This is a genomic window from Roseovarius salinarum, assembly GCF_002834145.1.
GTDB lineage: Bacteria > Pseudomonadota > Alphaproteobacteria > Rhodobacterales > Rhodobacteraceae > Roseovarius > Roseovarius salinarum.
This window is the reverse complement of record NZ_PHNT01000007.1, coordinates 71,338-98,079: the sequence shown is the minus strand read 5'-3', so window position 1 is coordinate 98,079 and position 26,742 is coordinate 71,338. Positions and strand designations below refer to the sequence as shown.

General features: G+C 69.3%; 23 protein-coding genes and 1 tRNA gene. 6 read left to right on the top strand and 18 right to left on the bottom strand.

The window, feature by feature from the left end; all coding sequences use genetic code 11:
- Window positions 1–57 precede the first annotated feature (57 nt).
- Window positions 58–849 carry a tryptophan synthase subunit alpha gene (gene trpA, locus CEF10_RS08560; protein WP_101067727.1) on the bottom strand — a complete coding sequence of 264 codons (792 nt, stop codon included), beginning with the start codon at window positions 847–849 and terminating at the stop codon, window positions 58–60.
- Window positions 850–1,050: 201 nt separating this feature from the next.
- Between trpA and CEF10_RS08555 the strand changes: the two genes are divergently transcribed.
- Window positions 1,051–1,431 (top strand): hypothetical protein, encoded by a 381-nt coding sequence (locus tag CEF10_RS08555; protein WP_157932982.1) that lies wholly within the window; start codon window positions 1,051–1,053, stop codon window positions 1,429–1,431.
- Between the two features lie 81 nt (window positions 1,432–1,512).
- Window positions 1,513–2,610 carry a redox-regulated ATPase YchF gene (gene ychF / locus CEF10_RS08550; RefSeq protein WP_101067725.1) on the top strand — a complete coding sequence of 366 codons (1,098 nt, stop codon included), beginning with the start codon at window positions 1,513–1,515 and terminating at the stop codon, window positions 2,608–2,610.
- 15 nt (window positions 2,611–2,625) lie between these two features.
- On the opposite strand, the gene CEF10_RS08545 is transcribed toward ychF, so the two are convergent.
- The gene (locus CEF10_RS08545) at window positions 2,626–3,147 is read right to left on the bottom strand and encodes a hypothetical protein (protein WP_232796444.1); all 522 of its coding nucleotides are present in this window, start codon (window positions 3,145–3,147) and stop codon (window positions 2,626–2,628) included.
- Between the two features lie 421 nt (window positions 3,148–3,568).
- Between CEF10_RS08545 and CEF10_RS08540 the strand changes: the two genes are divergently transcribed.
- Window positions 3,569–6,136: a GcvT family protein gene (locus CEF10_RS08540; protein WP_101067723.1), complete on the top strand. Its 2,568-nt coding sequence runs from the start codon at window positions 3,569–3,571 to the stop codon at window positions 6,134–6,136.
- Between the two features lie 46 nt (window positions 6,137–6,182).
- Here the strand turns inward: CEF10_RS08540 and CEF10_RS08535 are convergent, their stop codons facing one another.
- The 3 genes from CEF10_RS08535 to CEF10_RS08525 all read right to left on the bottom strand — a co-directional run bounded on the left by CEF10_RS08535 (window position 6,183) and on the right by CEF10_RS08525 (window position 12,713).
- A complete protein-coding gene (locus tag CEF10_RS08535) occupies window positions 6,183–9,920 on the bottom strand; it encodes a translocation/assembly module TamB domain-containing protein (RefSeq protein ID WP_101067722.1) in 3,738 nt (1,245 codons plus the stop codon).
- Window positions 9,920–11,725: an autotransporter assembly complex protein TamA gene (locus CEF10_RS08530; protein ID WP_101067721.1), complete on the bottom strand. Its 1,806-nt coding sequence runs from the start codon at window positions 11,723–11,725 to the stop codon at window positions 9,920–9,922. The genes CEF10_RS08535 and CEF10_RS08530 overlap by 1 nt, the downstream gene beginning before the upstream one ends.
- 103 nt (window positions 11,726–11,828) lie before the next feature.
- On the bottom strand, window positions 11,829–12,713 hold the full coding sequence (locus CEF10_RS08525; RefSeq protein ID WP_101067720.1) for a LysR family transcriptional regulator: 885 nt from the start codon (window positions 12,711–12,713) through the stop codon (window positions 11,829–11,831).
- Between the two features lie 104 nt (window positions 12,714–12,817).
- On the opposite strand from CEF10_RS08525, the gene CEF10_RS08520 reads away from it, so the two are divergent.
- The 3 genes from CEF10_RS08520 to CEF10_RS08510 all read left to right on the top strand — a co-directional run bounded on the left by CEF10_RS08520 (window position 12,818) and on the right by CEF10_RS08510 (window position 17,011).
- Window positions 12,818–14,380 carry a proton-conducting transporter transmembrane domain-containing protein gene (locus CEF10_RS08520; protein WP_101067719.1) on the top strand — a complete coding sequence of 521 codons (1,563 nt, stop codon included), beginning with the start codon at window positions 12,818–12,820 and terminating at the stop codon, window positions 14,378–14,380.
- A gap of 16 nt (window positions 14,381–14,396) precedes the next feature.
- Complete coding sequence (locus CEF10_RS08515) at window positions 14,397–16,778, top strand: YbcC family protein (protein WP_101067718.1); 2,382 nt, start codon at window positions 14,397–14,399, stop codon at window positions 16,776–16,778.
- A gap of 143 nt (window positions 16,779–16,921) precedes the next feature.
- Window positions 16,922–17,011: transfer RNA gene (locus CEF10_RS08510), tRNA-Ser, on the top strand.
- A 363-nt stretch (window positions 17,012–17,374) separates the two neighbouring features.
- On the opposite strand, the gene CEF10_RS08505 is transcribed toward CEF10_RS08510, so the two are convergent.
- From CEF10_RS08505 to CEF10_RS08450, 13 genes are all read right to left on the bottom strand, one after another.
- The gene (locus CEF10_RS08505) at window positions 17,375–17,557 is read right to left on the bottom strand and encodes a hypothetical protein (RefSeq protein WP_101067717.1); all 183 of its coding nucleotides are present in this window, start codon (window positions 17,555–17,557) and stop codon (window positions 17,375–17,377) included.
- A complete protein-coding gene (locus CEF10_RS08500; protein WP_101067716.1) occupies window positions 17,554–17,796 on the bottom strand; it encodes a hypothetical protein in 243 nt (80 codons plus the stop codon). Before CEF10_RS08500 ends, CEF10_RS08505 begins: the two co-directional genes overlap by 4 nt.
- Complete coding sequence (locus CEF10_RS08495) at window positions 17,793–18,257, bottom strand: phage terminase small subunit P27 family (RefSeq protein ID WP_198586167.1); 465 nt, start codon at window positions 18,255–18,257, stop codon at window positions 17,793–17,795. The genes CEF10_RS08500 and CEF10_RS08495 overlap by 4 nt, the downstream gene beginning before the upstream one ends.
- A 223-nt stretch (window positions 18,258–18,480) precedes the next feature.
- Window positions 18,481–19,626, bottom strand: a complete 1,146-nt coding sequence (locus tag CEF10_RS08490) for a phage major capsid protein (RefSeq protein ID WP_101067715.1) — start codon at window positions 19,624–19,626, stop codon at window positions 18,481–18,483.
- A 158-nt stretch (window positions 19,627–19,784) separates the two neighbouring features.
- Window positions 19,785–20,051, bottom strand: coding sequence for a hypothetical protein (locus CEF10_RS08485; protein WP_101067714.1), 267 nt, complete (start codon window positions 20,049–20,051; stop codon window positions 19,785–19,787).
- A gap of 80 nt (window positions 20,052–20,131) precedes the next feature.
- Window positions 20,132–20,521, bottom strand: a complete 390-nt coding sequence (locus CEF10_RS16865) for a hypothetical protein (RefSeq protein WP_157932981.1) — start codon at window positions 20,519–20,521, stop codon at window positions 20,132–20,134.
- Window positions 20,518–22,995, bottom strand: a complete 2,478-nt coding sequence (locus CEF10_RS08480) for a DUF3987 domain-containing protein (RefSeq protein WP_101067713.1) — start codon at window positions 22,993–22,995, stop codon at window positions 20,518–20,520. The genes CEF10_RS16865 and CEF10_RS08480 overlap by 4 nt, the downstream gene beginning before the upstream one ends.
- An 88-nt stretch (window positions 22,996–23,083) precedes the next feature.
- Window positions 23,084–23,527, bottom strand: a complete 444-nt coding sequence (locus tag CEF10_RS08475; RefSeq protein ID WP_101067712.1) for a hypothetical protein — start codon at window positions 23,525–23,527, stop codon at window positions 23,084–23,086.
- Between the two features lie 120 nt (window positions 23,528–23,647).
- The gene (locus CEF10_RS08470) at window positions 23,648–23,974 is read right to left on the bottom strand and encodes a DUF4326 domain-containing protein (protein WP_198586166.1); all 327 of its coding nucleotides are present in this window, start codon (window positions 23,972–23,974) and stop codon (window positions 23,648–23,650) included.
- Window positions 23,971–24,225 (bottom strand): hypothetical protein, encoded by a 255-nt coding sequence (locus tag CEF10_RS08465; RefSeq protein WP_101067711.1) that lies wholly within the window; start codon window positions 24,223–24,225, stop codon window positions 23,971–23,973. Before CEF10_RS08465 ends, CEF10_RS08470 begins: the two co-directional genes overlap by 4 nt.
- Window positions 24,222–24,464, bottom strand: coding sequence for a MerR family transcriptional regulator (locus CEF10_RS08460; protein ID WP_101067710.1), 243 nt, complete (start codon window positions 24,462–24,464; stop codon window positions 24,222–24,224). Before CEF10_RS08460 ends, CEF10_RS08465 begins: the two co-directional genes overlap by 4 nt.
- Window positions 24,465–24,536: 72 nt before the next feature.
- Entirely contained in the window at window positions 24,537–25,271 is a 735-nt protein-coding gene (locus CEF10_RS08455; protein WP_101067709.1) for a hypothetical protein, read from the bottom strand.
- Window positions 25,268–26,386 carry a tyrosine-type recombinase/integrase gene (locus CEF10_RS08450; RefSeq protein ID WP_101067708.1) on the bottom strand — a complete coding sequence of 373 codons (1,119 nt, stop codon included), beginning with the start codon at window positions 26,384–26,386 and terminating at the stop codon, window positions 25,268–25,270. The genes CEF10_RS08455 and CEF10_RS08450 overlap by 4 nt, the downstream gene beginning before the upstream one ends.
- Between the last annotated feature and the right edge of the window lie 356 nt (window positions 26,387–26,742).

The following is a 26,742-nucleotide window of genomic DNA, read 5'->3' as shown; positions in this document are numbered from 1 at the left end:
TTTCCTTTCACCGGTGAAATGGAAAATTGCTGCAAAGATTTCAAGGGGCTGGCGGTGTCACGCCGAATGCGCACCCTCGGCCAGTCCCTTGACGAAGTCGAGTACCGCCGCCGGTGCCTCGCCCGCGCCGATCTTGCCCACGATGGCCGATCCGACCACCGCGCCGTCGGCCACGGCGGCGATGTCGCGGCTGGTTTCGGGCGTGCGCACGCCAAAGCCCACGACGACCGGCAACTCGGTCTGTGCCTTGATGCGTGCAACATCGGGCGCGACCTCCGACGCGTCCGCGGCGGCCGCCCCGGTGATCCCGGTGATCGAGACGTAGTAGACGAAGCCGCTGGTGTTCTCCAGCACGCGGGGCAGGCGTTTGTCGTCGGTTGTGGGCGTGGCCAGCCGTATGAAATTCAGCCCGGCCTTCGCGGCGGGGATGCACAGTTCCTCGTCCTCCTCGGGGGGCAGGTCCACCACGATCAGCCCGTCGATCCCCGCGGCCTTCGCATCCTCGAGAAACCGCTCAACGCCGCGGCTGTAGATCGGGTTGTAGTATCCCATCAGGACGATGGGCGTCTCGTCGTCGCCCTCTCGGAACGTGCGCGCCAGTTCCAGGGTCTTCTCGAGCGTCTGTCCTGCCTCGAGCGCGCGCTGGCCGGCCAACTGGATCGTTGGGCCGTCGGCCATCGGGTCGGTGAAGGGCAGCCCCAATTCGATGATGTCCACGCCCGCCCCCGGCAGGCCGCGCACGATCTCCAGCGAGGTGTCGTAGTCCGGGTCGCCGGCCATCACGTAGGAAACGAAAGCCTTCTTCCCGGCGGCCTTGAGCGCGGCGAACCTCGCGTCGATCCGTGTCATATGGAGCCTCATTCATGGGTCATCGCATCGGGTTTGGCCGAAAGGCGGACGGAAATCAATGCCCGGCGTGCGGGTTCGGCATCGTGCCCCACGGATGTGGGTTAACCGTGACCGCTCGGTCCTCTAACATGTATGGCGGTGCGGGAAACGAGTGGAGGTTGAATGGTACACGATCCGCAACAATCGGGTGCGTGCCGGCGCGTGTCGAGACGCCTGGACATCGTCGCGCGTGCCGGGCTCGGGTTGGCCGCCGGCGGCGGCATCGCGGGCGTCCTCGCCCTGGGGTTCGCCGTGGTGACACCCGGACATCTGGTCCAGGCCGCGGCGCTGTGCCTGGGGGCGGCGGCGGTGGCCGCGATGGGGCTGGTCGCAACGGCATTGGCCACCGTTCAGGCTGCGGTCATCGACCACGTGATCGCGCAAAGGGCGTCCGGCCCCGACGCGGGCGGTCGCGTTCCGGGCGATGCGATGACGCGGCGCGTCGTGATATCGGGATACCGGCCGCCGCGTGCGAGTGGCGCGGACAACGCCACCGCGGCGCCGCGGCGGCGCTGCCACGTGAAGGGGATGGAAATTCTCTGAACGCGATGCACCGGCGCGGCCCCTTGTCATGCGCGGGCCGTGCCCTTAAGAGCGCGGCATCCGAGCCAAGGGAGAGCCGCGATGGGCTTCAAGATGGGAATCGTCGGGCTGCCCAACGTGGGCAAGTCCACCCTTTTCAACGCGCTCACACGCACGGCCGCCGCGCAGGCCGAGAATTTCCCCTTCTGCACGATAGAACCGAATGTGGGCGAGGTTGCCGTGCCGGACTCGCGGCTCGAGGAACTGGCGCGGATCGCAGGGTCGCGGCAGGTGATCCCGACGCGCATGACCTTCGTGGACATCGCCGGGCTGGTGAAGGGCGCCTCCAAGGGCGAGGGGCTGGGCAACCAGTTCCTTGCCAACATCCGCGAGGTCGATGCCATCGCCCATGTCCTGCGCTGCTTCGAGGACGCCGACGTCACCCACGTGGACGGCACGGTTGACCCTGTGGCCGATGCCGAGACCATCGAGACCGAGTTGATGCTGGCCGACCTCGAAAGCATCGAGAAACGCCGCGCGGGCCTCGTGCGCAAGCTCAAGGGCAATGACCGCGAGGCCCAGCAGCAGGACCGTCTGCTCGCCGCCGCTCAGGGGATGCTGGAGGACGGCAAGCCCGCCCGCCTTGTCGAGGTGGCCGAGGAAGACCGTCGCGCCTGGGCGAATCTTCAGCTTCTCACCAACAAGCCGATCCTGTTCGTGTGCAACGTCGACGAGGCCAGCGCGGCCACCGGCAACGCGCAGTCCGCCGCCGTGCAGGAAATGGCCGCGCGGCAGGGCGCGGCCACGGTGGTCATCAGCGCGCGCATCGAGGAGGAGATCAGCCAGCTCGACCCGGAGGAGGCCGCCGTCTTCCTCGAGGAGATGGGGCTGGAGGAGGCCGGTCTCGACCGGTTGATCCGTGCCGGTTACGAGCTCTTGAATCTTGAGACCTTCTTCACCGTGGGCCCCAAGGAGGCGCGCGCCTGGACGATTCCCTCCGGCACCCGCGCGCCGCAGGCCGCCGGCGTCATCCACGGTGACTTCGAGAAGGGCTTCATCCGCGCCGAGACGATATCCTACGACGATTTCGTCACCCTGGGCGGCGAACAGGCCGCCAAGGACGCCGGGAAGATGCGCGCGGAGGGCAAGCAATACGTCGTCCGCGACGGCGACGTGATGCATTTCCTGTTCAACACCTGACCTGTCGGGGTCGCGTCATCGCAGGGCGAGAACCGGGAAGTCGGATGCGCGCGCCCAGTCGTTCAGGCGCCGGACGACACCCATCTCGCGCGCAATCAGATATTCGCTGAACCGGTTCACCGGTCTCACCGCCGACGGGGCGTTCAGGCGCGTGGCAGGCCGTTTGATCTGGTCGAACGGCGCGGGGTCCGGACCGAACATCCGCGCCATGTTCATTTCGATCACCGCCCGTTTCAGCGCGGTCAGGCGCTTCAGGAAAAGCCAGGCGCGCTTGCCTTCGTAGGGCGAGGCAACGCGGCCGCTTTCGAGCGTGTCCAGCGCGGCGCGGCAGGCGTCGGCCAGGGTGGCCTCGAATGCGGTGCCGCGCACGCGCGGCAGGAACCGCGCGCGGTTCTCGTAGTGGGTGCATGTGCGTTCGAAGGCGGGGTCGGTCCTGGTCCACTCGAAATCCGGCCGGTCGTGGCCGGCCGCCGCCTGCGGGGACAGGGCAATGACAAGCGCCAGTGCGGCGAGGGGTTTCACGGGTCTTGACTGCATCGTTTCTTCATCCTCCTGCACGAGGATAACCCGGAATTGCTTAATTCGCCGTTCACATTGTCATGTGATTGTTACATTCGCGTGTGCCGCGCCGGGACATCGATTCGCCGCGTCCGGGCACGGGCGCCTGTGCGTTGCGTTCGCCGTTCGCGCGCGGCGACGGGCCGGATGCCATTTCCGCTTTCTGCCGCGACGGTGAAACGCCGGTCATGCCAGGCAGTTGCCGGCAGGCTCGGGCGGCGTCCGCGGTGCGGTCGCCAACGGAACCCGCTCGGTCGTTTTCGCGACAGCCTTCCAGACCCTTGAGATGCCACCCGTTTCAAAGGGCCAAAAACGTCTCCCGCGGCACCGTGGCGTGCCTGCGGGGAACGTCGAGATGCCCAGGAACACGCAAGACAGCCTTTCACCGGAGACGCCAGGAATGTCGAGTTTCCCCAACAGCGCTAAAGTCGTCATCATCGGCCAGGGCGGCATCGTCGGCGCCTCGGTCGCACATCATCTCATCGAGCGGGGATGGGACAACATCGTCGGGCTCGACAAGTCCGCTATCCCCACCGACATCGGGTCGACCTCGCACGCCTCGGATTTCTGTTTCCTGACGGCGCACGACCAGATGACGATCTACACCACCCGCTACAGCGTGGACTTCTATGAACGGCTGGGCCGCTATTCCCGCATCGGCGGTTTCGAGGTCGCGCGGGTCGGCGACGACGAGCGCATGGAGGAACTCAAGCGCAAGGTCGCCTCGGGCAAGGCCTTCGGCAACAACGTTTCACTGGTGTCACCCAGGGAGGTGAAGGAGAAGTTTCCCCTGATCGAGGAGGACATGATCCAGGGGGCGCTTTGGGATCCCGACGCCGGCCTGGTGATCCCGCGGTCACAGACCGTCACCGGCGAGATGGTGCAGGCGGCCGAAAAGACCGGCAAGCTGCAGGCCTTCGCCAACACCCCGGCCACGGGGCTGGACATCCGGAACGGGCGGATCCGCGGCGTGGAAACCCACCGCGGCTACATCGCGGCGGATCATGTCGTGGTCTGCGCCGGGCTCTGGGGGCGGCTGATCGCGGACATGGCGGGCGAGGACCTGCCGATCATGCCGGTCGAGCACCCGCTGCTGTGGTTCGGCCCCTATGACCAGTTCGCCGGCACCGGCAAGGAGATCGGATACCCGCTGCTGCGTGACCAGGGCAACTCGGCCTACATGCGCGACACCGGCGATCCGTCCACCACCGAGGGCGGCCAGATCGAGTGGGGGTATTACGAGGAAAAGAACCCCCGCATGGTGCACCCCCGCGACATCCTGGAGAAGGCGCAGGCGCGTCTGTCGCCCTCGCAGAACGACCTGGAGATGGAGCAGGTGATCGAGCCGCTGGAGCGGGCGATGGAGCTGACCCCGATCCTGGGCGAGCTGGGCTTCGACGAGAAGCATTCGTTCAACGGGCTTTTGCAGGTCACCGCCGACGGCGGCCCGTCGATCGGCGAGTCGCCCGAGGTGCGCGGGCTGTGGTACGGCGAATCCGTCTGGATCAAGGATGGCCCCGGCACCGGCAAGGTGATCGCCGACTGGATGACCGACGGACGCACCGAGATCGACCACCACGGCATCGACGTGACGCGTTACTATCCGATCCAGAAGACGAACGCCTACATTCACGACCGGTGCTACGAAACCGCCTTCAAGATCTACAACCCGGCGGTCCACAACCGCGAGCCCTACAGCATGGGCCGCAATTTGCGCATGCCGCCCTTCAACCTTCGCGAGCGTGAGCTGGGCGGCTATTTCATGGAGGCCGCGGGCTGGGAGCGCGCCCACGGCTACGCCGCCAACGAGGAAAGGCTCCTGGAGAAATGGGCCGACCACGTCCCGAAGCGCGAGGCCGAATGGGACGCGCGCCACTTCTGGCGCGTCTCCAACGCCGAGCATCTGGAGATGTCCGAGAATGTCGGCATGGTGAACCTGTCGCATTTCGCGCTCTACGACGTGTCCGGCGCGGACGCCGAGGCGCTGATGGAATACTGCTCGGTCTCGAAGGTCGGTGGCACCACGCCAATCGGCAAGGGCGTCTACACCAACTTCCTCGACAGCGCGGGCGGGGTGCGCTCCGACCTGACCATCGTGCGCCTTGCCGAGGACCGCTTCCGCGTGATCGACGGTGGCGATGCCGGCAACCGCGACCGTGTCTGGATGCAGCGCATGGCCGAGGACAAGGGCTGGACCGTGCACATCGAGGAGCGCACGGACCACATGGGCTGCATCGGCGTATGGGGTCCCAACGCCCGCGCGACGCTGCAGAAGCTGGCCGATGACCCCGAGGTGCTGACGCCCGAGAACTTCCCCTTCGCCGCCTCGCGCGATTTCACCCTGCGCGGGGTGCCGGTGTCGGGTTTCCGCATCTCCTACGTCGGCGAACAGGGGTGGGAGCTTCACTTCCCGCTCAGCTACGGCCTGCCGTTGTGGGACATGCTGTACGAACTGGGCGTGACGCCGGTGGGCATCGAGACCTACGCCAACAGCCGGCGGCTGGAAAAGAGCCTGCGCCTGCAGAACGCCGACCTTCTCACGGAATACAACCTCGTCGAGGCCGGCCTTGCGCGGCCCAAGGTCAAGGATGCGGATTTCTTCGGCAAGGAGGTCTACCTCGAACAGCGCGCGCGCGACCGCCAGCCGGCGTACCTGTGCACGCTCACGATGGAAGGGAACACCGATTCCAACGGTGTCGCCCGCTTCCCCATGGGGGCCTGCCCGATCATGGATCCGAATACGGGCGAGGTGCTGGTCGACGAGCTGGGCCGGCGGTCCTATACCACCTCCATCGCCTATGGTCCGTCAGTGGGCAAGAACATCGCGCTGGCCTACCTGCCGCACGACTGGTGCGAAGAGGGACGGGACCTGACGATGGAGTATTTCCACGAAACCTACCCGATGAAGGTGGCGGCCGTGGGCTACAAGCCGCTCTACGATCCCGAGAACGCCCGCCCGAAATCCTGATGTCGAATGCGGCCCGCGCTTCATGGAGGCGCGGGCCGGCACGCCGTCAGTAATCGCGTTCATAGAAGACGCCCAGCCCGGTGCCGCCTTCCGTGTCAGCGCGGCCCTTGACCGTGACAGACGTGGACACGTCGAGGTTCAGCTCGATCTGCTGCTTTCCGCCGCTGTCGGTGGTGACCTCTGAATAGATGTTCTCGGTCAGGTACTTGCCGAAACGCAGCTGCGTGTTGCCGGCTTCGCCCGTGGTCACGTCCAGGTCGGACAATCCCGTCGCCTGGCGCAGGTTCCCGATGATCCCGGCGCCGCCGCGCCCGGACAGCGTGGCGACCGCCGAGGCCAGCTGCGCTGCCTGGAACGGCGAGATCGACCCCAGGTCGCGCCCGAACAGCATTTGCGCCAGCACCTCTTCCTGCGGAAGTTCCGGCTGCGACGTGAAGGTGATATCAGGCGAGCTCGCCAGTCCTTCGACGATCACGCGGGCGGTGATGTCGTTGGCGCGGGTTTCGGCCACGAAGCGCAGCGCCGGGTCAAAGCTGCCGCGCATCGTCACGCGCCCCTCGGTCAGGTCGAGCCGCCGGCCAAGAATGTCGAGGCGCCCGCGGATCAGCTCGACGGTGCCGCTGGGCGCGACATTGGCTGTCGTTCCGCCCAGCCGCAGATTGCCGCCCAGCTCGGCATCGAGCCCGCGTCCGCGCACGAACACACGGTTGGGCGCGCGCACCAACAGGTCCAGTGGATAGCTCGGGCCGCCCGTGCCGCTTGCGCCGCGCCCGGTCAGCCCGGCCCGGCGCCGCGTGGCCCTCACGTCGGCCGGAGCGTTGAGGTGGTCGACGCGCGATGGCTCCAGGCCCGTGCCCGCGCCGGTCGGTGCGACCTGGATTTCCGTCTCGACCAGGTCGAGGCGCCCTGAGATCAAGGCGCCCCCGGCCAATGGTCCCTCGACGGCCACGCGCCCGTTGGCCCGCGTGCCGAAAACGCCGGGGTCGCGCAATGTCACGCCCGTCAGCGGCAGGCGCAGATCGGCGCGGAACGGCGGGTCAAGCGCCACCGACCCTGTCAGCCCAAGCCGCCCTCCGGCCCGGACGGCACCGTTCAGATCGACGTCTGCCCGACCGCCGCCCAGCCGGACCGTTCCGGTGATCCCCGTCACGGCGGTGTTGAGCGCGGGCAGGGCCGCCCGCGCACCGGGCAGCCGCGCCTGCCCCGAAACCGAGGACAGCCTCGGCCGCCCGTTCACGCGCAGGTCGAACTCCGCCGTGCCCTGCAGGGAGCGCGGCGCGATGAAGTTGTTCGCCAGCCCCAGCGGGGCCGAGCCGCGGAGAACCAGCCCAAGCTCGCGGCCATAGTCCGCGAGATCGCCGGAAACGCGCGCGCGCGCGCCACCGGGGCCGTCGGCGCGCAGGGAGACCTCCCAGCGACCACGCGCGATGTCGGTCGGCCGCAGGTCACCGTCGACCGTGAGCGGGCCGCTTAAGCCCGGCGCGATCAGCCCGAGGTCGGCCAGCCGGGCCGACAGGCGGACGGGCTTGCCCGGCGCTTGCCCCTTGGCGTTGGCGACGAGCCGTGGCGTTTCCATCGCCAGTTCGCGGATGTCGAGCGCCCCGTCGCGGCGCGCCACTTCGCCGGACATGATGAGGCGCCCGTCGACCACGGGGTCAAGCGTGGGGATGCCCGTGCTCAGCTCGGTGCCCGTCACATCCGCTGTCACCGTCAGGTCGCCTTTCCGCAGGGCACCGGCCGCCTGCGCGGACAGCTCGAGGCGCCCGGCCAGTGGCCGGTCCGCGAGCCGGGCGAAGGTGGACAGGCGCGGGATGTCCACTGTCACGCGGCCATCCAGGGGCAGCGCCGGGTCGCCCGGTGTGATCTGCCCGCTGCCGCGCATCCGTGCCGCGCCAAGCGTCACGGTGAAGTCCTGCGCGCGAAGGGGGCCGCCGTCCGTCCAGGCGATGCCGGCATCGAGGGTGGCCGTCCCCTCGAGCCGGGGCTCGGCACGGGCGATCTCGCGTATCCGCGCCGAAAGGTCCAGCGTGCCCTCCTTCGGCGTCAACTGGCCCGACGCCGTCGCGGTCACGTCGCGGTTCGACAGCGTCAAGGACCGGATGCGCGTGCCCGTGGTGTCGCGCGCCGCGGAAAGCGACACGTCCGTCGGCGTCGCCAGCAGCGGGTCGAGCCGGGGCGCGCCGGTGTGCAGCGCCTCGGTCCGCGCCGAGACCTGTGCATCGAAATCCCCGCCCAGCAGCGTGCCGCGCCCGTCCACCTGCGCGGTGCCGTGTCCGGCAAGGTCGCGCCCGGCGAGGGCCGCGAAGCGTGACAGGTCGGCCGCTTGCAGCTGCGCCGAGCCCGAGACGGGCACCCCGTCGGCCAATGCGCCGATCTCTCCCTCGGCGGTCAGGCGTGCGCCGGCGCTTTCTGCAACCAGGGTATCGACGCGCAGCGGCGCCTGCGGACGGTAACCGAAGGTAAGCCGCCCGGACGGTGCGGTGCCCACGGCCCGTTGCAACGCGGCGTCCGTCAGCGCCAGCCCCGCCGTCTTGGCCAAGAGGGTGCCGTTGACGGTGCCGCCGTCGCGGCGGCGCATCGTGCCGCGGCCGGTCAGCCGCATCTCTTCCAGTTGCAGCGTGCCGGTGCGCTCCAGCCCCGTCACGGTCAGGTCGGCCTGCCATGCTTCGCCGCGGGCGGCATCGAAACGGGCACTCAGCCGTGCCGTGTCGACCCGCGTTGCCGCGCCGGCCAGCGGCAGGCGGACCGACCCCTCTCCATCGATTTGCCCGGAGACATCGAAGGCGCGCGGCCAGCCGGCGGGGCCGAGGTCCAGTGTGCCCGAAAGCTCCATCGCGGCGGACTGCGCCTCGAAGCGCGACAGTTGCAGCCCGGTTTCGCCCCCGGTGCGCCCATCGACGGCGAGGCGCGTCTGCCCCCCGAAGAAGGGCCGGAGTTCTTCGGGAAAGAGCGGGCGCATGTCGCCCGTAAGGTTGGCGGCGAAGGCCTGCGCGGGGCCTTCGTCCCCGGTGGTGAACAGCCGCACCTGTCCGGACAGCCGGGGCGCCCCGTCCGTGGCGAGCGCGACGTCGGCGGTGAAATCCGACAGCGGCCCCGCGCCTTCGGCCCGAAACGACAACGCCGGCGTGCCGGGCAGTGCCAGAAGCGTGCCGAGAAGGCCGTTTTCCGCTTCCTCGACCTCCAGGTCAACGGCGAGCTGGCGGGTTGCGTCGGCATAGCTGCCCTCGAACTCCAGCCGTGCCTCGGCGTCGCGTCGGGTGACGGTGAGCGCGGCCTCGCCCGCGCCGCCGGCCAGCGTGAGGCTGCCGTCGGCCGACAACGCGACTGCCTGCCCAAGTACGGGCGCGCCCAGCGTCACCCGGCCGGCGCGCAGTTTGCCGATCTCGACCGAAACCGGCAGGTCGGGCAGGGAGAACCCGCGCGCCGCCGAATCCTCGGGCGCGAGCCCCGCCTTGGCCCGTGGAAGGCGGGGCATGTCGATGCGCTCCGCCGAGAGCTCGGCGACCTCGAGCCGGCCCTGCAGCAGCGCCGAGCGCGTCCATTGCAGGCGGGCGTCACGCATGGTGAACCAGACGCCGCGGGCGTCGGCGATGGTCAGCTTCTCGAGCGTGGCCTCCGAACTCAACACGCCGGCGAACCCCTCGACGCGCACCTGCGTGCCGTCGGTCGACAGCCTGTCCTCGATCAGCCCTTCGAGGAAGGTGCCGCCGTCGTCCTGCGCGGCCAGCGGTGCCGGCAGGGCGACGGTCGCCAGTGCGATCATGAAATGAACCAGACGCGCCATCAGAATGCCTGCCCTATGCCGACGTAGAGTTCGAAGTCTTCGCCCGCGTCACCGTCCAGTGGCGTGGCCACGTCGAGCCGGATCGGACCGACCCCGGTATCGTAGCGCAGGCCAAGGCCGGCGCCGCTGTGCCACTCGCCGTTGCCGCCGCCCCAGCTGTCCCTGCCGACGAATCCGGTGTCGGCGAAGGCCACCGCTCCGAAACCGCCCTGCAGCGGCAGGCGGGTCTCGAGGCTGACGGCCAGGAACGAGCGCCCGCCGGTTTGCCGGCCACCACCCAGATCGACGCCCAGCGATTGATAGGGCTGGCCGCGCACCGTGCCGGCCCCGCCCGAAAAGAACAGCATTTCCGGCGGCACCCCGGCAAGGCCGGCGCCGAGTACCGTGCCCGCCTGCGCCCGGGCCGCCAGCACGGTGCCGCCGTCCTGCCCGAGCCCGCGGTAGACGCGCGCATCCAGGTGCAGCCTTGCGCCCGAATCGCCGTCGCCCACGGCCGCGAACGGTGTCGCGCTCACCTCGAGGAAGTTCCCGGCGGCGGCGTCGAGGGGCGAGTCGCGCGTGTCCCGCGTGATTTCCGCGGGCAGCAGCAGGTGGCCGAGGCTGCGCGAGCCCAGCGCGTCGTCGATGTCGGAGAACCGGTAGGCGACGGCCGCTTCGCCGGAAAGCCGCTCGGAAAAGATGCGCGAAAGCCCGCCTTCGACCTGGAAGCTGCGGTCGCGGTAATCAGGCTCGTCGCGCTCCTCCAGCCGGGCTTCGGCGAAGACTCCGGTGTCGGGCGAAAAGGTGGCCGGCCGCGAGATGCGTGCCGACAGGCTGTAGTCGGTCCCCCCCGAGTCGCCGCCGATGCCTCCGATCTCGCCCTCGACGCGGACCCGCTCCGCGCCGCCCAGCAGGTTGCGGTGCAGCCAGAAGCCCGAGACGGCGAGCCCTTCGCGCGAGGCCAGTTCACCACCGAACCCGATGCGGCGGGGCTTGGCATCCGAAACCTCGGCGGTGACGCCCAGGCGGGCGTCCGCCGTGGGCGTTTCCGCCTCCGTAAGGACGACGGAACTGAAAACGCCGGTGCGCCGCAGTCGCTCTGCCGCGCGCCGCATTTGTTCCGGGGAATACACCTCCCCCGTGGGCAGGCCCGCGATTTCGCGGATGCGTTCGGGGCGCACGCGGCTGTCGCCTTCGACGGTGAGGGTGCCGAAGCTCAGGCGCGGCCCCGGCGCCAGCATGATCTCGGCCGCGAGGCTGTCGTTCGAGTGATCGGCGGTAATCCGCTGTGACGCGACATCGGCCTTGGCGTGGCCGTGCGCGCGCCAGCCGTCGATGCCCGCACGCGTGGCATCCCGGATCACGGTGGCATCGGCACGCCGGCCGGGGGCGAACGCCTCTGGCAGCTCGGTTTCAGGTGCGCGTGGGCGGATCCGCGCGGTCGAGAAGGTGAAGGGCGTGCCGGCTTTCACCTCGATCGTGATGCGCCCGATGCGTTCGGGTCCGCCAAGCGGCGGGATTTCGGCGACCTCGCGGCCGTCCACGCGGATGTTGACCACGCCGCCGTAGAAACCCGCATCGTACAACGTATTGACGAGGCGCGCGTAATCCGCGCGCGCCGCGGCCAGAAGATCCTGCGCGGAGGCCGTTTCGCGCCCGGCAGCGGTGATGGTTCTGGAACTGGCGCGGAGCGCTTGGCGCAAGGAATCACCGGCGGCCGGCGCAAGCAGGGTGACCTCGGCTGCGCCGAGTGGTGCAACCGTCGTCAGGACGGCCAGGGCGACCGCGACGACCGACGTGCGAATGAGGTGGCCTGCCAAATACATGATCCTTTGCGCCTGCGACTCACGCTATCGCACGGGCGGGAAATGGTGAACCGATCAAGTGACCCCCGCGCGCATGACCGCCCATGCCGCGCCCGTTCGCGGGTCAAGGGGCTGGCGGGTGCGCCAGCAATTCGGACAGCAACGGGTTGGGAAACCGCCTTTGCAGGGTCACGGTAAAGAATGTCTCTTCCATACCCTCGAGCGTCGCGGCCTCGATCAGCGTTCCGGTGGCGAGTTCGTCGCGCACGACGATGGGCGGGATCACGGCGAGGCCCACGTCGGCCCGGGTCAGAAGGCGCAGCATTGCCATGTCGTCGGCCTCGGCCGCGATCTGCGGCGTGATACCCAGCCGCACCGTCAGCGCGTCGAACCCGGCGCGCAACGCGGTTTCGGGCGTGGGCAGGATCAACGGCTCGTCGGACAGCAGTTCGGCCAGCGGGCGTGGCGGTGTCCCCGCCCGGGCGGGCGTCCCGATCAGGCCGGCCGGCTGGTCCGAGATCCGCTGGATCAGGTAGGGGCTGGCGGCATCGCGGGCCGGCGCGAGGTTGGTCAGCACGACGTCGAGCGCCATCGCCTCGAGCCCGCGCAGCAATTCTTCCTGCGAGCCCGAGCGCAGCACGACCTCGACGTCTGGCCGGCCGATCAGGGGGCGCAGGAACTCGATCTGGAAGTTGCGCGACAGGGTTGCCTGCGCGCCGACCCGCAGCGCGCGCCGCGGCCCTCCGCTTTCGCGAAGCGTGGCGGCAAGGTCGTCGGCGGTGCGAAAGATCGCCTCGGCATGGTCCAGCGCGATGCGGCCCGCCTCGGTCAGCACCAGCCGCCGGCCGCGCCGTTCGAAAAGGTCATGGCCCAGCGATTCCTCGAGCGTCCTGATCTGCGTCGAGAGCGCCGATTGCGACAGGTTCAGCGTTCGGGCGGCACCCGTCAGCGTGCCGTCGTGCGCGATGGCCCGGAAGAGGCGCAGATGGTGAAGGTTCAGAGTGGACATAGTTCCATATAATAGAACGAAAATCATAAAAAGATATAATTTTATCATGCTCCTGCAACGCGTATTCCAGCGGTCAGTCCAGAAAACCGACCCGGAGATACGCCATGTCGCCCGATCTGTTCTTGTTGCTCACGCCCCCGGTTCTGCTGCTTGCGGCAGCGGGCGTCTTTTTCCTGCGCCCGACCGGGCGCAATGGTGCGCTGACCTACCTTGCCGAGGGGGCGGCCCTGTCCGCCCTGGCGCTCGCGGTGGCCGGTGCCGTGTACATGATTGCCAGCGGTCCCGCGGTTGTCTCTCCCGGCGGGGCGGCGGCGTGGCTGTCGCTGCGCCTTGATCCCGTCAGCGCGACGATGTCCGTGCTCGTCGCATTCGTGGGGTGGGTCGTGATGCGGTACGCCAGGACCTATCTCGACGGAGAACCCCGGGAGGGCATGTTCCACGCGCTGATGCTGGCCACCCTCGCGGGTGTTCTCGTGCTCGTCCTGTCTGGCAGTTTCGTGGTGCTCGTCGCCGCTTTCGCCGCCATCGGGCTCGCGCTGCGGCGGCTGCTGCTGTTCTATCCGGACCGTCCCGAAGCGCGCCGCGCCGCGACCAAGTTCACGCTGGTCTGGGGCGCGGGCGACCTGGCCTTCGTGCTTGCCGCGTCGCTGTTCTGGCTGGCCTTCGGCACGCTCGATTACGCCGGCATCGCCGCCGGTGCGCAGGCGGGGCTGCCCGTCGCGGGGCACGCTGCCGTCGCCGTGCTGGTGCTGGGCGCCGCGCTCAAGACCGCGGCCTTCCCGCTGCACGGCTGGCTGACCGAGGTGATGGAGGCGCCGACGCCCGTATCCGCCCTGCTGCACGCGGGCATCATCAATTCTGGCGGGGTCATCCTGATCCGCATGGCCGAGGCCGTTCAGGCCAGCCCCGGCGCCATGGCCGCGCTGGTGATGCTAGGCGGGCTGACCGCGCTGTTCGGGGCCGTCGTGATGCTCACGCAAAGCGCGATCAAGACGGCGCTGGCATGGTCCACCGTCAGCCAGATGGGCTTCATGCTGCTGCAATGCGGCCTGGGCCTGTGGGCGCTGGCGCTTCTGCACATCGTCGCGCATTCGCTCTACAAGGCGCACGCGTTCCTGGGGTCGGGCAACGCCGTCCGGGCCGTGGCCGCCATCCGGCGCCCGGGGCCCGTCGCGGTGCCGCGGCTCGGGGCGGTGGCGAAGGCATTCGGCCTTGCCCTCGTGCTCTACGCGGTGGTCGCGGGCGGCTTCGCCACGCTGATCGGGCCGAAATCGGCGCAGGCGCTGGCGCTGGGCGCGATCCTGATCTTCGGGGTGGCCTACCTGGTCGCGCAGGGACTGGCCGATGCCGCGCCGGCGGCGCTGACGCAGCGCACGGCGCTGGCCGCGCTGGGCGCGGCGCTGGCCTATTTCACCTTCCAGCTCGTGGCCAACGGCCTGTGGGGCGCGCATCTGCCGGTGCCGCCGGTGCCGGGGGCTCTGGAATGGGCGCTGATCCTCGTGGCGCTTGTCTCCTTTGCACTGGTCGCGGTGGCGCAGTCGCTCTTTCCGCTCTGGGCGCACCACCCGTCGACCGCCGGCCTGCGCGTTCACATCGCCAACGGGCTTTACCTCAACACCCTGCTCGACCGCCTGATCGGCGGGCTCCGGGCCTCCAAGCAACACTGACCGAAAGGATACGGCCATGTTCCTCAAGCACGAGCAGATCGCGCCCGCGCGGATCACCGACCTCCTGCAATCCGCCGAAGCCGCGGCGCGGGCCATCCCGCCCGCCTTCCCGCTGGAGGCGACGGTGGCGGTCAACCCTTTCCTCGGCCAGTCGGACGAGGACCTGGCGACCGCCTCCGCGCGGATGGCGCGGGTGGCCGGTGTGCGCCTGACCCGGCCGCGGCATGTCTACGCGGCCCAGGTCGCCGCCGGCGAGATCAGCGATGATGCCCTTGCCGCGGCGCTTTTCGCCAGCGCCTCGCCGCTCAAGCCCGTGGATCTGGCTTATCTTAAGGCCAGGCTGCACGGCGAAAGCCCGGCGCCCGAGGCGTTTCCGACGGTGGCGCATCTGGCCACGCGCGAAACCGGCACGGACTGGCCGGCGGTGATCGCGCGCAGCGTGGGCCTGTGGGCGGCGGGGCATTTCGACCAGGGTCAGGCGCTGTGGACGCCCGCGCCCGGGCGCGGGGCCTACGCGGCGTGGCGCGAATGGGCCACGCACGACCTGACCCCGGAAATCGCGGGGCTGGAGGGCTTCTGTGCCTTCGTGGCCGAGGCGCCGGACACCGCCGAACGGGCGATCCTGCGCGCCTCGGAAAGCCTGGGGCTGACCGAGGCTGCCGCCGAGACGGCCTTTCACCGCCTGTTCATGGACCTTGGCGGCTGGTCGCAGCACGCCCGCTGGCTGCTCTGGGAGGCCGAGCGCAAGGGGGAAAGCGACCACACGCTGACCGATCTTCTGGCGATCCGGCTGATCTGGGACGAGGCGCTTGCCGCCCATGCGCCGGGGATCTCGGACGCCTGGGCCCGGACCGTGGCGGCGCACGCGGCGCCGGTCGCGCCCACCCAGGACGACGTGATCGACGCCATCCTGCAGGACGCGGCCGAGCGGGCCTACCAGGCCCGGCTGGATACCGCGATGACCGGGGCGCCGGAGACGCGGCCGGCGCGGCCGGCGCTGCAGGCGGCCTTCTGCATCGACGTGCGCTCCGAGGTGTTCCGCCGCGCGCTGGAAACGCTCGACCCGGGCATCGAGACGATCGGGTTCGCCGGGTTCTTCGGGCTGAAGGTCGCGCACCGCGAGCACGGCTCGGACGTGGTCGAGCCGCACCTTCCCGTCCTCCTGCAGCCCGAACTGACATCGTCGGGCCATGCCGGGCCGGCGGCCGAACAGGCCACGCGGATCCGCGCGCGCGCCGCGCGCGCCTGGGGCCGGTTCCGGCAGGCGGCGGTTTCGTCCTTCGCCTTCGTCGAGGCCGCGGGGCCGTTCTACGGCGCCAAGCTGCTGCGTGACGCGCTGGGGCGGGGCAAGGCCGCGGCCGGCGCCGGTTCCGCGCCGCGGCTGCAGGACGAACTCGCCCCGGAGCAGAGGGCCGAGGCCGCGGCGAGCGTGCTCAAGGCCATGAGCCTGACACGGGGGCACGCGCCGCTGGTTCTGCTCCTGGGCCACGGCGCGCAGGTGACGAACAACCCGCATGAAAGCGCCTATCACTGCGGTGCCTGCGGCGGGTATACCGGCGAGGCCTCCGCGCGGCTGCTGGCCGCGTTGCTCAACGATCCCGAGACGCGCGAACACCTGCCCGGCCACGGGATCGACCTGCCGGCGGACACGCATTTCGTTGCCGGGCTGCACGACACCACGACCGATGCGGTCACGCTCTACGAGGACACGCCGCCGCGCGACCACGTCGATGCGCTGGCGCGGGCCCGGCAATGGCTGGATCGCGCGGGCGAGGTGACGCGGGCCGAACGCGCGCGGCGTCTGCCGGGGGCGCAGGCCGGAACGGTCGCGCAACGCGCTGCCAACTGGGCCGAGTTGCGCCCGGAGTGGGGCCTGGCGGGGTGCGCGGGCTTCATCGCGGCGCCGCGCGCGGCCACGTCCGGGCTCGACCTCGGGGGGCGCGTTTTCCTGCACGACTACGACTGGCGCAGCGACACCGACTTCGCCACGCTGGAACTGATCATGACCGCCCCGGTCGTCGTGGCCAGCTGGATCAGCCTGCAGTACTACGGCTCGCTGGTCGCGCCCGAGGCGTTCGGTGGCGGCAACAAGCTGATCCATAACGTCACCGGCGGCATCGGCGTGGTGCAGGGCAACGGCGGCATCCTGCGGCCCGGGCTGCCCTGGCAGGCCGTGCACGACGGGGAGGCTCCGGCGCACGAGCCGCTGCGCCTGTCGGTCATGATCGAGGCGCCGCAGGACGCGATCTCGGGCGTGCTCGACCGGCACCCGGACCTGCGCGCGCTGGTCGACAACGGCTGGCTGCACCTGTTCGCCCTCGACCAGGGCCGCGTCACGGCGCGCTACCGCCCGGGCCGTGGCTGGACGGAGACCGCAAGCGCGGCCACCGCGGCGTGACTCCTCCGGGCCGGGGTGCGCAAAAGGCCGCCCCGGCCCGGCATCCGCCAGTGCCGCGGGCCGGCCGCGCCCCGGCGACGCGGCCCGCGCGGCCCCGGAATTTCGTCTTGTTTTCCGAACGCACCCCCGTTAGACGGATCGTCGGAGACGTGGCCGAGCGGTCGAAGGCGCTCCCCTGCTAAGGGAGTAGGCCCGAAAGGGTCTCGTGGGTTCGAATCCCATCGTCTCCGCCACTTTTCAATGACTTAGGTGGCAACCGGCGGCGCCCTAACCGGTCAATTTTGGCGTGTGGTTCAAAAATGGTTCAACCGCCCGCGTGCTCTTGAACCACGGTTCAGCCCGGCCACCGGAATCGCCTCGCGCAGCGCGAAAGCAAAGGTTCGCCGCCGGTCTCGGCCGCGCCTCGAGGTCCAGACAGAAAAGGTTATCCCGGCCGCCGCGACGTAACCTTTATGCCCGGCGTCCTGCGTTCCGGCGTTACCGGCGGCGAACCTCGGATTTTCCTCCGCGACGGACGCCGGGGGCATGGCAAAGCTTAGGAAGGCACCGGGGAGCCGGCGGGCGGGGCCCCTCCTTGCGGGAAACCGTTACAAGGCTCAGGTTGCCTTGCTCGGCGGTGCAAGACGCTCGGCCACCGCGTCGGGGTCGATTCCGACCAAGGCGCAAACCGTGTGAAAGTCGCGTGAGCCGATCCAGCCGCTTTCCTTGCCCCGCGCTGCGTCGTGCAGCGCCGCCCCCAGCACCGCGCACCACAAGCGGCGATCCGGGCAATCGCTCATTGCGTCCGCGCTCCCTCGGCTTCAAGCCGGGCGCGCTCGATCTGCATGGCCTGCTCGATCCGCGCGACATGCGCCTCAGCGCCTTGTGCGGCCCGCTCAGGCGTCATTCCGGTTTCCAGCAGGTGATCCCGCATTGCGGCGCGCTCGCGCTCCACAAGCCCCCGTGCGAAGGCGTCGAAGGCGTCCAGCATCCGGCCATGTGCCAGCCGCGCGGCATGGGGCAGATCATCGCCTGTCATGTGAAATAATCCAGCGCCTTGAACGGGTTTTCATCGGCTGACTCGCTCGCACTCACTTTCGATCTACTGGCGGGGGAAAGCCCAAACTCAGCCAAGAGCGATTGCGCGTGCCGCATGGCCTCATTGCGCATGGCTACCTCGGGTCGTGCCCTTACCAGCTTGTCGCCCGAGGTCGCTGTCGTGGTGTAGGTGCGGCCCGCATCCTCGATCACCGCCGTGCAAACCTCGATTTCCTCCAAACGGCTCGCCAGCATCGCCAAAGCCGCTTGATCGTCAGGTGAGGCAATGCCCATGCCGTGGAGGGTCACGGAAAGTTGCGAGAAAATTTCGGTTGCGCGTTCGCTCAGCCATTCGGGCGGCTCAGCGGTGCCAAGATTTGCAGAAGGCGCGTCCGGGTTCATCCGGTCAGGGCGCGCAGTGCCCGCAACAATCTTCAAGCGGTCCGGTTTCCGTTTGGCCATGTCAAAATTGCCTCCGATGTGACGCTGCGAGAAAAAGAGTGTGGCCGCCGGTTCCCGTTCTGGCCTTCGTGAAGAACCGAAGGCCCCGGTTAGGTGCCACCGCGCCCAACTGGCGAACCAGCACGACGCGGGCGCGGTGGCGGTCGGCCTGCCCCTTGGCTGAATAAGGGGCGCGGCCTGTCGCGGGGTTGAAAGCCAATCAAAAAGCCCCGCGCATCTCACATCACGACGTGGCGCACTTGGCGAAGCGCACCGCGTGCGTGTCGTAGCCGATGCCGCCGATCCGCCGGCGGATATACCAGCGCACGCGGCCCGGCTGGGTCACGTTGTCGTCCACCGTCACGCGAAGCCCGCCGCGATCCGCGAGCACATAGCCCCGGCTGAAGTCACCGAAGGCGATGGGGTGCGCGTCGGCGCCGATCGAAGGCATGGCCTCGCTCAGCGTCACCGGGAAGCCCAGCAGCCGCGCCGGCTCGCTCGCGCCGAGACCATCCGACCAGAGCATCCGGCCGTCTGCATCCTTCAGCTTGCGCACCTCGCCGGCCGTTGCCGAGTTCATCAACCAGCGGCCGGCCTGCCGATACTGCGCCTTCAGGTCATAGACGAGGTTGACGAGAAGATCCTGCACCGCCGAGGGATCGGCGCCCAGCGTGTCGGCCGTGCCGCTCGGCAGATACTTGAACGCGCCCGCCGTGCGGCTGCCGTCTGCGCCCGCCTCCGGCGCCGTGTGCAGGATGCCGGTCGGCTTGTTCGTGCCGTTGCCCGAGACCATTGCGATCGCCTCGGCCTCGCCCAGCGCCGCGCCGGCTTCCATCGTGAACCAGTCCGCCACGTTGAAGGCGGCGTCGGTCACGAGTTCCTCGGTCGCCTCGACCAGCGCATAGAGCGTGCCGAAGGTGGGCTTCGGCCCGGTCAGCGTCGGCTCGGTCGTGCCCGTCCGCGTGTCCGTCTCGCCGGCCCAGCCGCTCGTCGCGTCGGCGTTGCTCAGCGGAAGGATCACGTCGCCGCTTGCCACCTCGATCCGGCGCACGATCGGGCGCAGCGTGTTCGCGTCCCGGGCGCGCATCAGCAGCGGGCGGGCGATCAGTTCCGGCACGATGAAGCCGCCCGCCGCGTCGGACGTGCCCGAGGCTTGCTTCGCCTCCACGTCCGCGAGCGCGTGGCGCTTCGTGTCGTTGCGCGGATCGCGCAGCCATGCCGAGAAGGCGTCGGAATGCGGGTCGCTTTCCTCGGCCTTCACGCCGGGCGCGCCAGGGCGGCCCATCTGCGTCTCGATCTGGTCGAGGCGGTCGGATAGTTCGGCGGCTTTGGCCGAAAATGCGTCGTTGCCTTGCTCCACAAGGTTTTGGATTTCGTTAAGCTGGTCCATGTCGGGACTCCATGCGTTAAGGCGCGGTCGAAACCGCTATGTCAGGAAGGGTTTTTCCGTCGCGCAGCAGAGTCCATCATGCGGCGTGTCGGGTGCAGGCCAGAGTCCCTCATGGCTTGCGATATCAATATACCCCATCACCGAGTCCTCGTCCACAGTCACGCGCGCCCCGCCGCGTCTCCGATCAGCCTGGCGTCGAGGTCCATCAGCCGCAACGTCTCGGCCCGCGCCAGCGCCTGCCGCGCCTCGGCGGCGTAGCGTGCGCCCGTGCGGGCGTGCGTGGCCTCGTAACACGCGAGCGCGGCGTTGATCGCGGCAACGGCCGTCTCGGCGTCCTCGATGCCCTCGCGCCGCGCCTCCGCGAACAGGCGGCAGATGCCGTCCGTGGCGATCCGCGTGGCGTCGTCTCGTGTGTCGTCGGTCATGGGTCTCGGTCTCCGGTTTTTGGCTCAGTTCTGCACGCGCAGGAATTCGGGGGACGCCGCCGATTTCCGCGCGGCGCTTCTCAGACTTTGCGATGCGGGGTGCCCTCGGCCTCTCGCACGGCCGCCAGCGAAAACGATCTGTCACAACTTGTGACAGATGGGCCCTCGGCCTCTCGCACGGCCGCCAGCGCCTCGGCCTCGTCCCAGACGGCCTCGATCGCGGCGTCGGTGCGGGCGATGCCGTCGGCGTCCACGAGGCGCGCGACGCGGGCGCGGGCGGCGTCGAGGCGGGCGCGCAGGTCCGGGGCGGATGCGTGCGGTAGATCGCGCTCCGGTCCTAATCCTCCTAATCCTCCTAATCCTGCCCCGTCGGCGTCGCCCCGGTTAGGACGATTAGGAAGATTAGGAAGGGGCCGCCCTTCGCGCGCACGTTTCAGCGCGGCCTCGGCGTCGAAGCGAAAGGCGGTCATTGCGCCGCCTCCCGCACGATGCGCCACGCCTCCTTGCGCGCCTTGCCTCTCACCTCGGCGCCGTCGGCCTCGATCAGCCAGCCGTGGTCCTGAAGCCGCCGCAGCGCCTTCCGTGCCTTGTCGGTCAGCTTGAACGGCCCGAATTGCGCGGCGATGCCGGCGGATATGAAAAGCTCGCCCCACGAGGTCAGGAGCCATTTGCGCATCCGCTCGGCCTCGGCCACCTCGGGCGGGATCACGGCCGCGTCGGCAAGGCGGGCGGCTTCGTTCGCGTAGAAGGTGGCGATCGCCGTTGCGCCGGCCATCGTCTCGCCCGTCACCTCGGCGGCGTCCGGGTCCGCGAAGATCGTCAGCACCGCCGCGATGCGGGCGGCGTGCTCGGCCGTTTTCGAGGCGAAGGCCCGCGCATCCTCGAAAGGTCCGCCCGGCGCCTGCGCGCTCTCCACCTCGCGGGCGAAGTCCGTCAGCACCGCGCGCGCCTCGCTCGAGAGAGGCAGGATCGGCGGCGCGAGTTCGTTCCGGGTGCCGTCGGCCACCGGCAACGGCCGCGAGAGAAGCGCCCGGATGCGGGCGGCGAAGCGCGCGATCTCGGCCTCGGCGGTCGCGTCCCGCTCCATGCGCAGGCGCCCGCCGATCCTCGAGGTCGGCCGGCAGGTCAAGAAGCGCGCCACGAGGCCCTGCCCGTTCGCCATCGGATCGGCCAGGAGCGCCTCGGCGGCCACCGGCTGCACGAGGATATGCGCCGAGAAGCGCCGCCCGGTGTAAACCTCCACGCCATCGCCGGCCCGCCAGCGGTCGAGCGGCGCGCCATCCCACATTGCCGAGAGGCTCGCGCAGGTCGCCAGCCTGTTCTCGGCCTTCATGCTATGCCCGCCGATCAGCGCGCCGCCTTCCTCGGTCATGATGCCGAGGCTGCCCCGCAGTTCGGGCAGGTGCTTCGTGATGCCCTCCACCGTCGGCGCCGAGGCGACGATATGCGGCTTCAGCGGTGCCGGCGGTTCCGGCCCGAGCGCCGCCAGGTCCGCGCGCTTGCTCGCGGCGTCGGCCTTCTTGTCGCCCACGATCTTCGCGCGCTCCGCCTTCCGGACTTCCTGCGCATCCTTCCACGCGTCGCGCTCGATCTCGTAGTCGGTGCGCAGGTCGGCCTCGAAGTCCCGCACGCCACGCATCGCGAGGCGGTCGGCGGTCGATTTGCGCTCGCCGCTCTCGGCCACCGTCAACAAGAAGAGGCTCGCCGGCGCGGTGCCGTTCAGCGTCTCGGCGTCCCGGTGCCCCTGCGCCGCGAGCGCCGCCGATGCCAGGACGGACGCCGCGCACATAGCAACGGGTGCCTCGGTCGCGGTGGCGATCGCCTCGGCCGGCTCTCGCAGGGCGCCGAGCGCCTCGGCGGGATACGGCCCCGCCTCCGGCATCTCGCGGATCAGCGGCGTCGGCTCGACGTGTTCCCCTCCTAATCCTCCTGATCTTCCGAATCCGGCATTGCCGCCTCGAGTCCGGCCGAAGGTCGCGCGCCAGATCGTCGTGAAGCGATCCGGCCCGACGGCCTGTTTCAGCAGGTAGAGCGCGGATCCGATGCCGGTGACGGCCTTCGCCTCGCTCGCCGTGGTCCAGACGTGGCGCGCGGCCTCCGGCGTGCAGGACGCGGCGCCGAGGTAGCCCAGGCTGAAGTTGATGAAGTCGTCGCGCAGCGTCTCGCCATATGCGGCGCGCAGCGAGACGGCCAGCTTCACCCATTCCTCGCGGCCAAGATCGTTCGGCGCCTCGGCAAGTAGCTTGCGGACAACCTCGATGGTCTCGGCATCCGTGGCCTCGGTGCGATCCTCGCCCGTGTCGATGCGGATGGGCTCGCCCGTGCCGCCCCCGTCGCCGGCCTTGCTGGCCTTGGCCTTGGCGATCGCGGCCTCGACGGCCTCGACGGGATAGGGCGGAAGATCGCCGGCGCGGAGCGCCTGTGCCAGACTGCGGCCCTCGTAGCGGTAGCGCGCGCCGTCCTGCATCCGCGCGCCGGGCGCGACGATGTATCCGCCGGCCCCACGCGTGTCGATGTGCGGCGCGGCCTGTTTCGAGGATGTGCGGGCGCCCTCGGCATGGCGGTAGATCAGTTGCACGCCGCCGGATTGCGTGCGCACGGGCACCGCGTCGGGGTGGTCGAGGCCCAGGGCGCCGATCTCCTCCTCGCCCTTGGCCTCGCCCGTGTCGCGGTCGATGTCGCCGTCGATCACCGAAAGCCCGCTGGCCTCGCCGGTCGGAATGCCGGGAAGAGCGCCCGGCCATTGCGTCCACCACGCGCCAATCTGTTCGGCGTCCGTGGTGGCATTGTGAAGGCCTCGCGGCGTGTAAGGCGCCTTGGCCTTTTTCGGGTTGCCGTCCTTGTCGTAAGCGAGACCGTCGGCCTCGAGGCAAGGGATCACCGGCAGCCCGGCGCGAGCGAGCGAAAGCGCGAGGTCGCGGTTGGCATTGTCTTGCGTGTTCATGCCATCCCCCAGATCAGGTTTGCGATTGCCTGCGCCTGCGCCTCGGTCAGCCCGTGCGCGCGCATCACGAAGCTGATTTGAAGCTGTCTCATTTCGCGGCCTCCATCGGCAGGCCCGCGACGTTCGCGGCCTTCGCCAGATGCTCGAGCACTATCCGCTCGGCCTCGGCGCGCACCTCGGTCTCCGGCAGGCCCTGAATTACCGTCCAGGTTGTCGAGAAGGTGCCGCAGCCGGCCACGTCCACCCCGAAGGCGCCCCAGTGCCGCAAGCCCGGCAGAGGCGGCGGCGGCAGGCTGCCCGGATCGCGCAGCCGCGCGCCTTCCTCGGGCGTGAGTTCCTGCACGATCGGCCGGCAGTTGCCGCGCAGCATGGCGCGGAAGCCGCGTTCGAGCGCGGCCAGCGCGATCGGATCGGTCGTGAGTTCGAGCCGCCCGTCGGCCACGCGGTGCAGGGTCGTGCGCGCCAGCAGCGGCGCGACGGTATCGGCGTTGCGCCGCAGTTGCCGGCGCTGCGCTCGTGTGATGTGTCTCATAGGCTCCGTGCCTCACTCGGGTTTTCGTTGCCCGAGGGGCGCGGCGGTGCTATATTACCTCACGAAGCCGCCAAGCTCCCCAAGGTCTCGAAGCCCGTGCCGCGTCCCTCGGTGCGGGCTTCATTCGTTGGCGGTCTCGGTAGCCCCGTTCACCAGCGCGAGCAGCGCGTCGGCGTGGCAAGGCCCGCCGTCGAGCGGACAGGCGCAAGCCAAGTCACGGCCCGCCAGTTCGCGCCGGGCGCGGTCGCGCAACTCGGCTTGCTCGGGCTGGGTGAGCCAGAGCCGAAAAAGCGCCACCGCGTCGGCGCGGCTCATAGGCGCGCCATCGTCCGGGTGCGGCGCGCCGACCTTGAACGGGTTGCCGTAGCGGCTCGGCCGGCCGACGTAGGCAGCGCCTTCCGGCAGCTTGCCCATGCCGCGATGCCATTGGATGCGACGGCCGGTCATTGCGCGCCCTCCCGGCCGCGTGCGGCCCTGTTCTCCTCAAGCGCCGCGCGCCCCACCTTCTGAATCAGCGCCTCGCCGTGCTGTTCGATCGTCTCGATCAGCACCGGCTCCGATTCGCGCGCGCGCTTGACGTGCGGCGGGGCTTCGACGCCATCCGGGGTGATGGACGCGGCATCCGCGACCACATCGAGCGCGCAGATCAGCCCTTGCAGGCGGATCAGGTCGTATGAAAGTTCCTCGAGGAAGCTCATGCCGCCACCTCGCGCGCCTCGGCCTCGGCTTCGGCGATCTTCTGCGCCTGCCATTCGCGGATCAGTTCGACGGTCGTGTATTTCCGGCGGCCGACGATGTAGAACTTCGGCCCGCGCCCGCGTCGGCATTCAAGCTCGAGCGTCGATTGCGGGATGTTCAGCGCCTCGGCGGCGTCGGCCAGGCTGAGTTGCAGGCGCGGGATCGGCCCTGCGGCGGTCTGCGTGTGGTTCGTGTCCATTTGAACGCCCTTTCGTTGTGAAGGTGCGTTCAATCTCGCCTAACTGCCCCTAGCATGGCTAAATGCCTAAAATCAGGTCTCGGAACTGAATTTGTGCATAGCCGCCTCGATGGGCTTCCGGACGTTGCTCTTGATGCCATAGACGTTGAACAGTTGTTGCACTATCCGGCCGAAGGGTGTTGTCTCCTTGGCGTTCCAGAAGGTCGGTTTCTGCCCGGTCAGTTCCTCGAAAATCACGTAGGCATGTTCGGCCACCGCATATGCGCGCAGATTGCGCGGGCGCCCTCGGCCTTCCTGCACCATAGGAATTGCCTGCTCGATCGGGCGGGTCAACGCCGCACTCAGCGCCTTGATCTGGGCGATTGCGGCGTAGTCAATCCACTCCTCTCGCGGGACGGTCTGGAACGCCTCTATTACCCTGTTCATGCGCTCTAACTGTTCGTCTCGCGGCGCTCCACTCTCGGCGATTGCCGCAAGTTGCCTCTCAAACTCTGCATCCCGCTCCTTTAGAGCCTCGCGTCGCGCCTGAACCCTCGCGTAGTTATCTAGCTTTTCGATGGCCTCGATCGCGGCGGCCAGTTTCTTTCGGGCGTCCTCTAGCTGAGTTTCGATCTCTCCCGGCCGCTCCCAAACGGAGGCGGCCCCGTGCATCTTGGCAATCCACCCATTGAGACGTTGGTAGGCCTCCCGCGTCAGGTTGTAGTTTCGAGGAAGCCGTTCGGGCGTATCCGGCCCACGATACTCGATGCCGCATTCATCGCAGATCATGCAAAAAATCTGGTAGTGCGTTTTGCGCCCCTCCGTCACGCGAACCACTCCTGCATCTGCGTCGGCGTGAACTTCGCGTAGCTCGCCGCGATCATCTCGGGCGAACTGCCGACGTGCTGCGCCACCGCGGCGATCGGCACGCCGGCCGACAGAGCCCGCGATATGAAGCCATGCCGCAGGGCGTAGGTCGTCACGGTCTCCGGCAGTCCTGCGGCGGCGACGGCCGCGCGCATGGGCTTCATCTGCCCGCCGTCCGGCCAGCCGGTGCCGTCGTGGCGGATCAGCAGCGGCGCGCCCTTCGGGCGGCCCTTGGCGCGCTCAGCGAACCATGCGGCCTTGTCAGGCGACAGGGCGATCGTGCGCCGCCCGGTCTTGCCTTCCAGCGTGAGGCGGTTGCCTTGAAGATCGCCCGCCGTGGCGTGGCGTATCTCGCCATAGCGCGCGCCGGTCATCTGCAATGCAGTCAGCACGTCCGCGAAGTCAGAGCGGGCGGCGGCGATCAACTGCGCCTCCTGCTCGAGCGTCAGGATCACCATGCGGGCGCCGAAGCTCTCGGCCTTGGCGAACTTCTTGGCGGCCTCCCATGCGCGCGGCCCGGTGTAGTCGTAGGCGTTCGCGGCGCGGGTCAGCGCGGCCTTGAGCGTGGCGAGGTCGCGGTTTGCGGTCGCACGGCGGGCGCGCGGGTCTTTGCCCTCCACGATGTAGCCGTCCATCCACCGCGCAATGTCGCGCGCCGTGATCGTCTTGAGCGTCTTGCGCTTGAAGGCGGCGGCGATCCGGCGGGCCGTGCTCTCGATGTCGGCCTTGCGCTTCTCGGTCGAAGCCGTCGCCACCTTGGCGCGCGCCCATTCGTCCAGCGCCTGCGCGACAGTGATCTTCGTCGGGTCTGCCGTCTGCTTGCCCAGCGCGGCGGCCAGCGCCTGCGTATAGGACAGCACCTCGCGGCCGTCGGCCTCGGCATGATCGTCGGCCGCGCCGAGCACCTCGAAGGCGTAGCCGCCTTCATCCTCGGCAGTGCGCAGGAGCCAACGGCCCGGCGCGCCGGCGGTGCGCTTGCGGTAGCCCAGGGCGCGGCCCTCGGCCAGCTTCTGCGTATAGGCGGAACTGCGCGGCTTCAGCTTGCGGCGGGCGGTCTTGTTGCTCAGATCGGGCATGGTTCAACCGTGGTTCAAAATGGCGCTCTAGGTCTAGTGGGTGCCCGTCTGCGCCGAACTGAGCCAAAACATAGGGAATCAAGGGGATAGCGTAAAGGCGTTTGCGCCTAACTGCGCCATATCTAGGAAAGAAACCGCCCTGCTAAGGGAGTAGGCCCGAAAGGGTCTCGTGGGTTCGAATCCCATCGTCTCCGCCATTTCTCAAGCGCCTCATGAGCTGCTGGTTTTCCGGAGGGAAGCCCGAAGAAGCGGGAGAGCCCCTCACACGGCTTTCTCACGGGTGAACCGCCTCAATGGGCGGCTTTCCAGTGGCGAATTCTGCCGCGGACTTGTCGATCACGCGCTGGTTCGCTGGG

Bases quoted from the DNA above. Each gene is read 5' to 3' on its own strand.
- trpA (WP_101067727.1), bottom strand. From the start codon at position 849: ATGACACGGATCGACGCGAGGTTCGCCGCGCTCAAGGCCGCCGGGAAG.
- ychF (WP_101067725.1), top strand. From the start codon at position 1,513: ATGGGCTTCAAGATGGGAATCGTCGGGCTGCCCAACGTGGGCAAGTCC.
- CEF10_RS08545 (WP_232796444.1), bottom strand. From the start codon at position 3,147: ATGCAGTCAAGACCCGTGAAACCCCTCGCCGCACTGGCGCTTGTCATT.
- CEF10_RS08540 (WP_101067723.1), top strand. From the start codon at position 3,569: ATGTCGAGTTTCCCCAACAGCGCTAAAGTCGTCATCATCGGCCAGGGC.
- CEF10_RS08535 (WP_101067722.1), bottom strand. From the start codon at position 9,920: ATGGCGCGTCTGGTTCATTTCATGATCGCACTGGCGACCGTCGCCCTG.
- CEF10_RS08530 (WP_101067721.1), bottom strand. From the start codon at position 11,725: ATGTATTTGGCAGGCCACCTCATTCGCACGTCGGTCGTCGCGGTCGCC.
- CEF10_RS08525 (WP_101067720.1), bottom strand. From the start codon at position 12,713: ATGTCCACTCTGAACCTTCACCATCTGCGCCTCTTCCGGGCCATCGCG.
- CEF10_RS08520 (WP_101067719.1), top strand. From the start codon at position 12,818: ATGTCGCCCGATCTGTTCTTGTTGCTCACGCCCCCGGTTCTGCTGCTT.
- CEF10_RS08515 (WP_101067718.1), top strand. From the start codon at position 14,397: ATGTTCCTCAAGCACGAGCAGATCGCGCCCGCGCGGATCACCGACCTC.
- CEF10_RS08505 (WP_101067717.1), bottom strand. From the start codon at position 17,557: ATGAGCGATTGCCCGGATCGCCGCTTGTGGTGCGCGGTGCTGGGGGCG.
- CEF10_RS08500 (WP_101067716.1), bottom strand. From the start codon at position 17,796: ATGACAGGCGATGATCTGCCCCATGCCGCGCGGCTGGCACATGGCCGG.
- CEF10_RS08495 (WP_198586167.1), bottom strand. From the start codon at position 18,257: ATGGCCAAACGGAAACCGGACCGCTTGAAGATTGTTGCGGGCACTGCG.
- CEF10_RS08490 (WP_101067715.1), bottom strand. From the start codon at position 19,626: ATGGACCAGCTTAACGAAATCCAAAACCTTGTGGAGCAAGGCAACGAC.
- CEF10_RS08485 (WP_101067714.1), bottom strand. From the start codon at position 20,051: ATGACCGACGACACACGAGACGACGCCACGCGGATCGCCACGGACGGC.
- CEF10_RS16865 (WP_157932981.1), bottom strand. From the start codon at position 20,521: ATGACCGCCTTTCGCTTCGACGCCGAGGCCGCGCTGAAACGTGCGCGC.
- CEF10_RS08480 (WP_101067713.1), bottom strand. From the start codon at position 22,995: ATGAACACGCAAGACAATGCCAACCGCGACCTCGCGCTTTCGCTCGCT.
- CEF10_RS08475 (WP_101067712.1), bottom strand. From the start codon at position 23,527: ATGAGACACATCACACGAGCGCAGCGCCGGCAACTGCGGCGCAACGCC.
- CEF10_RS08470 (WP_198586166.1), bottom strand. From the start codon at position 23,974: ATGACCGGCCGTCGCATCCAATGGCATCGCGGCATGGGCAAGCTGCCG.
- CEF10_RS08465 (WP_101067711.1), bottom strand. From the start codon at position 24,225: ATGAGCTTCCTCGAGGAACTTTCATACGACCTGATCCGCCTGCAAGGG.
- CEF10_RS08460 (WP_101067710.1), bottom strand. From the start codon at position 24,464: ATGGACACGAACCACACGCAGACCGCCGCAGGGCCGATCCCGCGCCTG.
- CEF10_RS08450 (WP_101067708.1), bottom strand. From the start codon at position 26,386: ATGCCCGATCTGAGCAACAAGACCGCCCGCCGCAAGCTGAAGCCGCGC.